Origin of the sequence: Azospirillum sp. B506 (assembly GCF_000333595.1) — a bacterium.
Lineage (GTDB): Bacteria > Pseudomonadota > Alphaproteobacteria > Azospirillales > Azospirillaceae > Azospirillum.
The window spans coordinates 1-11,278 of record NZ_BADK01000196.1 but is presented as its reverse complement, the minus strand read 5'-3'; the positions used below and the strand labels follow the sequence as shown (position 1 = coordinate 11,278).

The 11,278-nt window shown below is 66.7% G+C and carries 7 protein-coding genes and 2 pseudogenes; 2 read left to right on the top strand and 7 right to left on the bottom strand.

Annotated features, from left to right (window positions below; translation table 11 throughout):
* Nucleotides 1-103 precede the first annotated feature (103 nt).
* Nucleotides 104-2,302, bottom strand: coding sequence for an ATP-binding protein (locus I71_RS06790; protein WP_049975965.1), 2,199 nt, complete (start codon nt 2,300-2,302; stop codon nt 104-106).
* A 256-nt stretch (nt 2,303-2,558) separates the two neighbouring features.
* On the opposite strand from I71_RS06790, the gene zapE reads away from it, so the two are divergent.
* Entirely contained in the window at nt 2,559-3,731 is a 1,173-nt protein-coding gene (gene zapE / locus I71_RS06785; RefSeq protein ID WP_042692839.1) for a cell division protein ZapE, read from the top strand.
* Nucleotides 3,732-4,117: 386 nt separating this feature from the next.
* Nucleotides 4,118-5,926 carry a methyl-accepting chemotaxis protein gene (locus I71_RS06780; RefSeq protein ID WP_244433683.1) on the top strand — a complete coding sequence of 603 codons (1,809 nt, stop codon included), beginning with the start codon at nt 4,118-4,120 and terminating at the stop codon, nt 5,924-5,926.
* Between the two features lie 23 nt (nt 5,927-5,949).
* On the opposite strand, the gene lipA is transcribed toward I71_RS06780, so the two are convergent.
* From lipA to I71_RS06755, 6 genes and pseudogenes are all read right to left on the bottom strand, one after another.
* Nucleotides 5,950-6,858, bottom strand: a complete 909-nt coding sequence (lipA, locus tag I71_RS06775; protein WP_042692831.1) for a lipoyl synthase — start codon at nt 6,856-6,858, stop codon at nt 5,950-5,952.
* Complete coding sequence (locus I71_RS06770) at nt 6,858-7,988, bottom strand: 2,3-butanediol dehydrogenase (RefSeq protein ID WP_244433682.1); 1,131 nt, start codon at nt 7,986-7,988, stop codon at nt 6,858-6,860. The genes lipA and I71_RS06770 overlap by 1 nt, the downstream gene beginning before the upstream one ends.
* A gap of 47 nt (nt 7,989-8,035) precedes the next feature.
* Nucleotides 8,036-8,821 (bottom strand): glucose 1-dehydrogenase, encoded by a 786-nt coding sequence (locus I71_RS06765; RefSeq protein ID WP_042692829.1) that lies wholly within the window; start codon nt 8,819-8,821, stop codon nt 8,036-8,038.
* A gap of 97 nt (nt 8,822-8,918) precedes the next feature.
* Nucleotides 8,919-9,707, bottom strand: a pseudogene (locus tag I71_RS06760) (acetoin dehydrogenase dihydrolipoyllysine-residue acetyltransferase subunit); the annotation flags it as partial.
* A gap of 158 nt (nt 9,708-9,865) precedes the next feature.
* Nucleotides 9,866-9,991, bottom strand: a pseudogene (locus tag I71_RS39550) (biotin/lipoyl-containing protein); the annotation flags it as partial.
* Nucleotides 9,992-10,212: 221 nt separating this feature from the next.
* Nucleotides 10,213-11,247, bottom strand: a complete 1,035-nt coding sequence (locus I71_RS06755) for an alpha-ketoacid dehydrogenase subunit beta (RefSeq protein ID WP_042692826.1) — start codon at nt 11,245-11,247, stop codon at nt 10,213-10,215.
* Between the last annotated feature and the right edge of the window lie 31 nt (nt 11,248-11,278).

Here is an 11,278-nt window from a genome sequence, read left to right as displayed (position 1 = left end):
GCCGCGCGAGCTTCAGCTGATCGCCGCCCAGGACGATTTCGTCGATCCGCCCCGCCGTTTCACCGCGACCCGCCTGCGCTGATCTCCTGCGCTCGCGGTCGGGTCAGGCTGCCGGAGCGGTCGTCTGGCTGCCGATGCCTGCGGGGCGGTCGAGCACCCGGAAGGCCGGCAGCTGCACCGTCATGCTGGTGCCGGCCCCCTCCGTGCTGTGGCAGGTCAGTGTTCCGCCATGCAGGTCGACGAAGTTCTTCGAGATCGACAGGCCCAAGCCGGTGCCCTCGTAGCGGCGGTTCGTGGCGTTGTCGGCCTGACGGAAGGGCTGGAACAGGTCGTCCATGAAGTTGGGCGGGATGCCGATGCCGGTATCGGCCACCGTCAGGGCGAATCCGCGATCCTTTTCCAGGCCGGCGGTGATGGTGATGCCGCCGCCGCTGGGGGTGAACTTCACGGAATTGGACAGCAGGTTCAGGATCACCTGTTTGAAGGCCCGGCGGTCGACCCAGAGGATGGCGACGGCGGCGGCCACCTCGTTGTGGATGGCGACCCCACCGGCAGCGGCGCGGTCACGCACCATCATCAGGCATTGCGCGACCGCCTCATGTGCCTCCACCGCCTCTTCGCACAGGTCGAACTGGCCGGATTCCAGCTTGGACATGTCGAGCACGGCGTTGACGATGTCCAGCAGATGCCGGCCGCTTTCGTGGATGTCGGCAATGCAGGACCGCTGCCGTTCGTTGATGGTGCCGAAGAATTCGCCGTCCAGCACCTCGGCGAAGCCGATGATGGCGTTCAGCGGCGTGCGCAGCTCGTGGCTCATGTTGGCGAGGAATTCGCTCTTCGCCCGGTTCGCCAGCTCCGCCTGGGTCTTGGACGCGATCAGTTTCGCTTCCTGCTGCTTGCGCCGGGTCATTGTCGCGGATGACGCCGACCGAGATGCGCGGATCGTCCGGACGCAGGGAGCCGACCTCAGCAATGTGGGGGGCCGCCGCCGCAGGAACCGTCGCCCCAGCCGCAGGTCGCTGACTGTGAATCCAACCGGAAAGGCGCAACCGTCGCGGCGCAGCGCCGTAAGGTCGCGGTCGTTGGCGCCGTCGCGGGCATCGGGGATCAGCGCCTCGATCGGTTGACCGATCATCTGGCGCTCCGGCACGCCGAACATCATCTCCGCCGCGCGGTTGAAGGTGACGATGCGCCCGGCCATGTCGAAGGTCACCACCGCGTCCAGCATGGAATCGAGGATGCCGCGGATCCGGCGCGAGGCGCGGTCCAACCGGGCCTGATCCTCCTCGCGCCGGGCATGCTGGCGAACGACGAAGGCGGTCAGCAGCGCGATGGCGATGGTCATCACCGTGCCGATGGAGGTCCAGGCCGCCGTGTCGCGCCGCCATTCGACCAGCACCGCCGCCACCGGCAGGGTCGCGACGATGACGAACGGATAGCCCTGGACCCGCCGCACGCTGACGATGCTGTCGCTTCCGTTCCCCGGACCCGGGACGATGTCGCGGATGGTGGCCTCGTCCTGTGTGGCAAGCGCGCTCCAGACCGCCGGCCAGTCGGTCAGCCGGACCGGTCTGCCAAAGCCTTGTGGTCGGTCCAGAAGGATGGTGCCGTCCGCTAGTGCCAGGATCACTCCGCCCTTGCGGTCCATGTCCCGCGATTCCAGCGTTGCCGCCAGCCGTGTCGGATCGATCATGGCGACCAGCACGCCGCCGAAGCTGCCGTCCCGGTTCTGCAAGCGGCGGCTGAAGGGGATGATCTGCATCCCGGGCTTCACCCGGCTGTCAATGACCGCGCCGACATAAAGCCCCTGTCCGGCGCCGTCGCGCGGTCCGGTGAAATATCTGCGGTCGGACAGCGAAAATGTCGGCAGCGGCGCATCGGCGGAATGATGCAGCGCGAAACCGTCGGCGTCGACCACCACCAGATCGGCCAGTTCGGTGAAGGCATCGCGCCGCTGACGCAGGTGATCGCGGATCCCAGCACTGTCTCGACGGGTGCCGTCTGGGAGGGTATCGAGCGCGAAGGACAGCTCGCGCAGCATCTGGTCGACCGCGAAGGCGGTGCGCAGCGTCTGCGATTCCAGCATGCGGGCAAGATCGCGGGTGGCACGCTCGCCGGCGTCCAGAGCTTCGCGCCGGCTTTGAACGATGCCGTAGCCGATCAGTGTGTTCACCACCAGGATGAAGGCCAGGCCGGAGGCGGTCATCAGGAACCGCACCGATCCCAAACGCCCGCGCACCGCCCGCGCCAGACCGGCGACCGAGCGGGACGGAGGTGGGGAGGCGGACCCGGCAACGGGCATCGGCGTCGTGATTTCCTGTGAGGGTTGCGGTCGGGCGGGCGACGTCGATCAATTACGCCGACAGCCTAAACAAAGTGTAACCGGACGGAAACATAAGGTTTCTCTACTGCGCGCAGATGCCGCGCCGCCACCGCTCCCACCCGGGCGGCAGGCGCCACCCTGCCATTCCCGGTGCGGCCTGCCGTGGGCGGTTGCCGGACGCGGCTCCATCCGCTAGGTAAGGGACCGACTTGGCAGCCGGATCGCGTATATCCCCATGACCGACGGACCGCTTTCACTCTACCGCGCCCGCCGCGGTAGCGGCACGCTTCGCCCCGATCCCGACCAGGAACTGGCCGCGGAGAAGTTCCAAAGCCTCTATCAGGCGCTGAAGGGCTATCAGCCGCACCCTGCGGGCGACGACAAGCCCACCGGGGGAGGGTGGCTGGAGCGGTTCGGTCTTGGCCGCCGCCGCGCCGCGCCGCCGCCGCCGGACATCGCCTCCACCGCACCGCAGGGTCTTTACATCTACGGCAGCGTCGGTCGCGGCAAGTCGATGCTGATGGACCTGTTCTATGAGACCGCCCCGGTCGGGAAGAAGCGGCGGGTCCATTTCCACGAATTCATGCTGGAGATCCACCAGCGCATCCATGACCACCGCCAATCGGGCAAGGGCAGGGGAGACGGTCCGGACGAGGCGCTGCCCGAGTTGGCCCGCGCGCTGGCCGACGAGGCGTGGCTGCTCTGTTTCGACGAGTTCCACGTCACCAACATCGTCGATGCGATGATCCTGGGCCGGTTGTTCACCAACCTGTTCGACCTGGGCGTGGTGGTGGTGGCGACCTCCAACTGGCCGCCGGACATGCTGTACAAGGACGGGCTCCAGCGCGAGCTGTTCCTTCCCTTCATCGCGTTGCTGAAGGAGAAGTTGGACATCCTGTCGCTGGACGGTCCGACCGACTACCGGCTGGACCGGCTGAAGGGGGTGCCGATCTACCATCATCCCCTGGGCGCGGCATCGGACGCGGCGCTCGCCAAGGCCTTCTCGGACCTGACCGGGGGTGCTGCGGGCGCGCCCTGCAGCCTGACCGTGCAGGGCCGCCGGGTCGAGATCGACCGCGCCGCCAAATCCGTGGCCTGGGCCGATTTCTGGAACCTGTGCGGCAAGCCGTTGGGGGCGGCCGACTATCTGGCCATCGCCACCCATTTCCACACGGTCCTGATCGACCATGTTCCGACCATGAAGGACGAACTGCGCAACGAGGCGAAGCGCTTCATGACGCTGATCGACGCGCTGTACGAGCACAAGGTCAACGTCGTCATCGCTGCCGAAGGCCCGCCGGAACGCCTCTACCCGGAAGGCACCCACGCCTTCGAGTTCGAGCGCACGGTGAGCCGGCTGATGGAGATGCAGAGCGAGGACTACCTGCAACGGCAGCACCTGACCTGAGCGGACGGCACAGGCCGCCCGGAACATGCCTTATTCCAAATTCTGAGTCCTGATCTCTCCCGGGCTGTTGGCCACGGGGGAGATCCTGTGCGGTGAGCTCCCCGCGCCGCCGATCGCTGGACATACAGCGACCACCGTCCTTGCCCGTTCGTTGGCCAGCCGGCTGCTTTTCCTGCTGCCGACGCGGCGGATCGATCATGTCAAGAGATATGGCAGATTTTTTCAGACTTCGAGATGGGGAATTCCAGAAAGTTGGAAAGACTCGTTTCAGTGCCATGCGTCAAATGGTGAAAAGGAAAGGGAAAAGCCTCATTGCGAGTCAAAAGCAGGCGAGATTCCCTGCAAATATTTCAAAATTTTAATGGTCGCCACATTTGGTTTCTATATTGCCTCTTTCGAAAGGGTTCTCCCCAGTTGATAGGGATGGACTTGGAGAGATAAGTTTGCCGATCACGCATCAGATATTGGTGTTCCTGCGTTTTGAAAGGGACGGGGCAATGATCCGCTGGTTTGGCAATCAAAAGTTGGCTGTCAAAATATTGACGCCTGTCGCCATCCTTTTAACAATCTTGATTGTCATCGCAACGGCGTCGCTGGAGCGGCTGGGGGTCGTCGAAGCGGTCGCGGAAAATGCCTTGACCGTGGAGGCGTCCCGGCGCGTCACGATCCTGGACATCGGCCGCCATCTCAACGCGGCAACCGTCGCGGAAAAAAATGCGATCCTCGAAAAGAATGTCGATGAGATGCGGCGCTTTGCCACTCTCTTCAACGAAGAGATGACGCTGGTGGACAAGGGAATTGCCGATCTCGCCCTGACGGCGAACAGCGATAGCCGGCGTGAGACGGGCGTGAAGATCAAGGCGTTGGTGGAGTCCTACCGGCAGAACGCCCTGAAGGTCATCGATCTGACACTCCGCGGACAGGACGACGAGGCGTTCGCGCTCAGCGCCGGCGAGGGCGCCAAGACCAGGCGGGCCGCAGCGACGCTGATCGATGAGCGTGCCGAGATCAACCGACAAGCCATGGAAAAGGCCACTCGGGAGACCCGGACGGTGGCGGACCAGACGCGCGTCATGGTCCTTTCGCTGTCGGTGGCGGGGATCGTGCTGGGGCTGGGCCTGTCGCTGGCGATCATCGTCTCTCTGATCGTCCGTCCGCTGAAGCGGGTGACGGAATCGATGAGCCGGGTGTCGCAAGGCGATCTGGAGTGTGCGATCGAGGACACCGAACGCCGTGACGAGGTCGGTCAGCTTGCCCGCACCCTCGACATCTTCAAGTCCAGCGCATTGGAAGTGCGGCGCCTGACCGCCGCCCAGGAGGAACAGAAGCGTCGCGCCGAAGCGGAGCGCAAGGCCGAAATGCACGGCCTTGCCGACCGGTTCGAGGGCAGCGTCAGCGCCATCGTCCAGCATGTCGCCTCGTCGGCGATCCAGATGCAGGGGGCTGCCGGATCGTTGTCGTCCAGCGCTACCCAGGCCAGCGCCCAGGCCACCGCCGTTGCGGCCGCGTCGGAGCAATCCAGCGCCAATGTGCAGACCGTCGCGTCGGCGACCGAGGAGCTGGCTGCCTCGATTCTGGAGATCGGGCGCCAGGTGTCGACCCAGAGCGTGATTTCGGCGAATGCGGTGCAGGAAGCCGACCGCACCAGCGCCAGCATGCGGCTGCTGGTGGATACCGCCAACCAGATCGGCGCCGTCGTCGATCTCATCAACTCCATCGCCGGCCAGACCAACCTGTTGGCTCTGAACGCCACCATCGAAGCGGCGCGGGCGGGGGAAGCCGGAAAGGGCTTCGCCGTCGTGGCGAGCGAGGTCAAGGCTTTGGCCGGCCAAACCGCCCGCGCGACCGAGGAAATCCAGTCGAAGGTCAAGGAGATCCAGACGGCGACCAGCGGGGCGCAAGAGGCCGTGGCCGGCATTTCAGGGATCATTGGCAGGATGAGCGAGATTTCCTCCGCCATTGCTGCCGCGATCGAAGAGCAGAACGCGGCCACGGCAGAGATCTCCAGCAATGTCGCCCAGGCAGCCCGCGGCAGCGAACAGGTTTCCACCAACATCGTCGGCGTGACCAGGGCGGCCACCGAAACGGGTGCCGCCGCCAGTCAGGTGCTGAACACCGCCGATGGATTGGCCAAGGAAGCGGAGCGGCTGAAGGCGGAGGTCGGCAGCTTCATTGCAACGGTTCGGGCCGCCTGACCGCTTTCCGTCCGTGTGACCGGTCACCCTGCCGCGCGCCGCCGCAACTCCTCGAAGTCGCGGCCGGCGTGGTGGGAGGAGCGGGTCAGCGGGGTCGCCGACACCATCAGGAAGCCCTTCGCCCGCGCCATCGTGCCGTAGCGCTCGAACTCCTCCGGCGTGACATGGCGGGCGACCGGGTGGTGGTTGGGGGTGGGGCGGAGATACTGGCCGATGGTCAGGAAATCGACGCCCGCCGCCCGCAGGTCGTCCATCACCTGAAGCACCTCCGCCGGCTCCTCGCCAAGCCCGACCATGATGCCGGACTTGGTGAAGATGGTCGGATCGCGCTCCTTCACCCGCTCCAGCAGGCGCAGCGAGCCGTAATAGCGCGCTCCCGGCCGCACATCGGCATAGAGCCGCGGCACCGTTTCCAGATTGTGGTTGTAGACGTCCGGCCGGGCAGCGACGACCGTCTCCACCGCTCCCGGCTTGTTGCGGAAATCGGGGGTCAGCACCTCCACCGTCGTGGCGGGGGAAGCGTCGCGGATGCGGGCGATGCAGCGGGAGAAATGCGCCGCCCCGCCGTCCGGCAGATCGTCGCGGTCGACCGAGGTGATGACGACATGGGCGAGGCCAAGCTCGCCCACCGCCTCGGCCAGACGGTCGGGCTCGTGGGGGTCGAGCGCGTCCGGCCGGCCGGTGGCGACGTTGCAGAAGGCGCAGGCCCGCGTGCACACGCTGCCCAGGATCATCACCGTGGCGTGCCGCTTGCTCCAGCATTCGCCGATGTTGGGGCAGGCGGCCTCCTCGCAGACCGTGTTCAGGCCGTGGCGGCGGACGAGCGACTGCGTGTCCTCGAACGCCGCACCGGCGGGCGCGCGGGCGCGGAGCCAGGCCGGTTTCCCGGCCCGATGCTCGGGCCGTGGGCTGTGCAGCGCGGGCAGGGCCATCAGTGGACAAGCTCCGGCTGTTCGGCGGCGGCAGGGACCGCCTGGGGCTGCACGATGATCTTCACGTTGCGGTCCTTGTGGGCGACCAGCTCCTCGAAACCGCCGCTGACGATGTCGGTCAGGGTGATGCGGCCGGTGATCAGCGGCTGCACGTCGATGCGGCCGTCGGCGATGAAGCGGATGACGTCGGCGAATTCGCCATTGTAGGCCAGCGAGCCGATGACCTGCTTCTCGGTGGCGACGATCTCGAAGAAGTTGAAGGAGCTCGGCTCCTCGAAGATGCCGACCAGCACCGCCTTGCCGGCCTTGCGGATCACGTCGATGGCGAGCTTGGCCGTGTCGCGGTGGCCGATGCATTCGAACGACACGTCGGCGCCGTAGCCGCCGGTCAGCGCCTTGACCTCCGCCACCGCGTCGCACTCCTTGGGGTCGAGCACGATGCTGGCGCCGACCTCCAGCGCCTTGGCCTTGCGGGCGGCGGACATCTCCAGAACGATGATCCGGCCCGCTCCCGCCGCCTTCGCGCACATGATGGTGCACAGCCCGATGGTGCCGGCGCCGACCACCACCACCGTCTCGCCGACGATGCTGCCGGCCTTCTTCACCGCATGCATGCCGACCGCCAGCGGCTCGATCAGGGCGCCGGCCTCGGTCGGGAAGCCGTCGGGCAGCTTGTAGAGCAGTTCGGCCGGGACATTGACCAGGCTGGCGAAGGCGCCGTTGTTCATCAGGCCGGTGAAGGCCAGCTTTTCGCAGATGTTGTACATGCCGTGCTTGCAGTAATAGCACTCGCCGCAATGCTGGCAGGCGTCGGCCGCCACCCGGTCACCGACCTGGAAGCCGGTCACACCCTCGCCCAGCGTCGCGATCTCGCCGCTGAACTCGTGGCCGAGGATGCACTGGCCCTTCAGGCCGGTCAGCGGGTGGGGGGTGTCGACGGGGATGAAGACCGGGCCGGCGACATACTCATGCAGGTCGGACCCGCAGATGCCGCACCAATGCACCTTGATCTGCACCCAGCCGGCGGGCGGGGCGCCCGGCAGCGGCACGTCCTCGACCCGGATGTCCTTACGGCCATGCCAGACGGCGGCCTTCATGGTGGTCGCCAGATCTTTGATTGTCGCACTCATGGTGTTGTCCTCCGGTTTTATCGTTGTAAGACGAGCGGTCGGGACAGTCAGGCGAACACCATCCCGCCATCGACCAGCAGGGACTGGCCGGTCATGAAGTCGCTGTCGGACGAGGCGAGGAAACGGGCGACGCCGACCAGATCGTCGGGGCGCGAGGGCCGGCCCAGGACGGCGCCGGCGGCGAACATGTCGAAGGCCTCGTTTTCCGACTTGGTGATGCCGGTGTCGCGAAAGCCCTGGTCTATGATCTTCCACATCTCGGTTGCCACCACGCCGGGGCAGATGGCGTTGGCGGTGATGCCCTCCTTGCCGAAGCCGCGGGCGGCGGCCTGGGTCAATGCCACCACGGCGAATTTGCTGGCGGAGTAATGGGCCAGCGGCTCGTAGCCCTGCTTGCCGGCGATGGAGGCGGTGTTGACGATCTTGCCGCCGCCGCCCTGCTTGCGGAAGGTCTTGATCGCCTCCTGCATGCCGATCAGCACGCCCAGCGCGTTGACGTCGTTGACCGTGTGCCAGTCGTCCTCGGTGATGTCGAGGAAGGGCTTGGTCTGGGCGATGCCGGCATTGTTGAAGAGGACGTCGAGCCGGCCATGCGCCTTCACCGCCTCGTCGATCATGCGGCGGACGGCGCTGCGGTCGCGGACATCGACGGTGACGGCGATGGCGCTGCCGCCGGCGGCACGGATGGCCTCGGCCACCTGCTGGGCGTCGGCTTCGGTGCGGTCGGCGATGGTCAGCCTGGCACCGTCGGCGGCCAGCGCCTTGGCGATGGTGGCGCCGATGCCGCGGCCGGCGCCGGTGACGATGATGCTCTTATCCTTGAGATCAGGCATGAGCGGTCTCCTGCCGGCGCGCTGACGGGTCGGCCGCACGCCGGTGGCGAGGGTTTCAGGAACCGAAAACGGGGTGGAGAGCGGGGCCTGTCCGGCCTCAGCCCGCTTTCGCGATGTGGTCCTTCAGCAGCGCGTTCACTTTGCCGGCCGCCTCCATCTGCACCATATGGCCGGCGCCGGGAATGACGGCGACCTGTGCCGTGTTCGCCAGCGCCTGGGCGTGGTCGGCGGGGATGACGCGGTCCTCCTCGCCCCACACGACCAGCGTGGGCGTCCTGGCATCCGCAATCCCGGAGGCGAGCACGCTGGCCTGCCGGCCCTCGGCGAATAGCGAGGACGACAGCGCCCGCAGTGCCTCGTCCACCCCGTCCAGCCGCTTGTACTTCAAGAGGTCGTCAACCATCTGGCGGCTGACAAGACCGCGGTCGGCGAACAGAGTTTCCAGGACCGGTTTCAGGTCGCGGCGCGATGTCGCACCGACGAAGCCCTGGATATAGCCATGGTCGATCCGCTCGCCGAGTCCGGCCGACGCGATCAGCGACAGCGACGCCACCCGGCCCGGCGCGTCGAGCGCGGTGCGCATCGACACCGCCCCGCCCATCGAATGGCCGACGAAGTGGGCGCGCTCCACCCCAACCGTATCGAGGAAGCCCAGCACCGCCTGCGACAGGCCGGACAGGCTGGGGTCGGCGATCTGCTTGTTCGACTGGCCGTGGCCGGGCAGATCGAGCGCATAGACGGTGGCCTTCTCCGCCAGCGCGTCGATGGTGAACAGCCAGTTGTCGAGGTCGCCGCCGAAGCCGTTGGACAGCAGGACGGTCGGCCCACCCTCACCCGCTTGGCGTAACGGATGGTGCCGGCCGAGGTCTCGGCCGTGTGATACTGCGGGCCGGCGTCGGCCTCGCCATCCTCTTCGCCGGACGGGACGGCATAGGCGCTGATGAAGGCGTCGATGTCGTCGTCGGGCACATCGGGTTCGGCCAGCACGGCGATCAGCGCCTTGACCGGATAGACGGTGCCGGGTTCGCCCAGCACGCGGCGCAGCACGCCGGTCTCGCCGGCTTCGACCACGTTGGTGATCTTGTCGGTCTCGACCTCCAGCAGCTCGTCGCCGATGGAGATGGTGGACCCCGGCCGTTTCAGCCAGCCGGTGACCTTGCCTTCCGACATGGACAGGCCCCATTTCGGCATGACGATGGGCTTGATGCGCTCGTTCAACATGTGGTGCAGGCTCCTGGGGAATTTCTAATCGGCACACACTTCGCCCGTCATCCCCGCGAAGGCGGGGATCCAGGTGCTGGCCGTGGCTGCCATTCGGGGCGGCCTGGATTCCCGCCTTCGCGGGAATGACGGAGAAGGGCGCTCTTGCGGGTTGGGCTGTTAAGTCGGTCTCACGCCGCGATGCTGCGCGACGCGCCCTTGGGCGACAGGGTGCGCTTCACGGCGCTGGCGATGCTGTCGGCGCTGGGGACGTACAGGTCTTCCAGCGAGGGCGCGAAGGGCACCGGGGTGTGCGGCGCCGTCACCATCTGGATGCCGGCCTTCAGCGCCCCGAAGGCGTTCTGCCCGACGAAGGCGGCGATGTCGGTGGCGAGGTTGCAGCGCGGATGGGCCTCGTCCACCACCACCAGCCGGCCGGTGCGCTCGACGCTCTCGACGATGGTGTCCCAGTCGATGGGCGACAGGGTGCGCAGGTCGATGACCTCGGCCTCGGTGCCGTCCTTCGCCAGGGTCGCCGCCGCCTCCATCGCGCGGTGGACGGTCAGGCCATAGCTGACGATGGTCACGTCGTCGCCGTCACGCAGCACGTTCGCCTCGCCGAAGGGGATGGCGTAGCTCTCGGCCGGGACCTCGCATTCCAGGCCGTAGAGGTTCTTGTGCTCGCAGAAGATGACGGGGTCGTTGTCGCGGATCGACTGGATCAGCAGGCCCTTGGCGTCATAGGCGTTGCTGGGGCACACCACCTTCAGACCCGGAATGTGGGTGAACAGCGGGGTGAGCATCTGCGAATGCTGGGCGGCGGCACGGAAGCCGGCGCCGACCATGCCGCGGATCACCACCGGCGTCTCCGCCTTGCCGCCGAACATGTAGCGGAACTTGGCGGCCTGGTTGAAGATCTGGTCGAAGCAGACGCCCATGAAGTCGAGGAACATCAGCTCCGCCACCGGCCGCAGCCCGCAGGCGGCGGCACCGATGGCGGCGCCGATATAGGCGGATTCCGACAGCGGCGTGTCCATCAGCCGGTCGCCATGCTTGGCGTACAGACCCTTGGTGACGCCCAGCACGCCGCCCCAGGCATCGTCCTCGCCCTTCGCACCGGTGCCGCCGACGATGTCCTCGCCCATGACGATGACGGTGGGGTCGCGGCGCATCTCCAGATCCAGGGCCTCGTTGATCGCCTGTTTCATGCTGATCTTGCGGGACATGTGTTTCCTCCGCGCGTTTCGCGTCTCTTGG

Excerpts from the sequence above, each read along its gene's own strand:
- lipA (WP_042692831.1), bottom strand. The coding sequence starts at position 6,858 with ATGGCCCTGCCCGCGCTGCACAGCCCACGGCCCGAGCATCGGGCCGGG.
- I71_RS06790 (WP_049975965.1), bottom strand. The coding sequence starts at position 2,302 with ATGCCCGTTGCCGGGTCCGCCTCCCCACCTCCGTCCCGCTCGGTCGCC.
- zapE (WP_042692839.1), top strand. The coding sequence starts at position 2,559 with ATGACCGACGGACCGCTTTCACTCTACCGCGCCCGCCGCGGTAGCGGC.
- I71_RS06770 (WP_244433682.1), bottom strand. The coding sequence starts at position 7,988 with ATGAGTGCGACAATCAAAGATCTGGCGACCACCATGAAGGCCGCCGTC.
- I71_RS06755 (WP_042692826.1), bottom strand. The coding sequence starts at position 11,247 with ATGTCCCGCAAGATCAGCATGAAACAGGCGATCAACGAGGCCCTGGAT.
- I71_RS06765 (WP_042692829.1), bottom strand. The coding sequence starts at position 8,821 with ATGCCTGATCTCAAGGATAAGAGCATCATCGTCACCGGCGCCGGCCGC.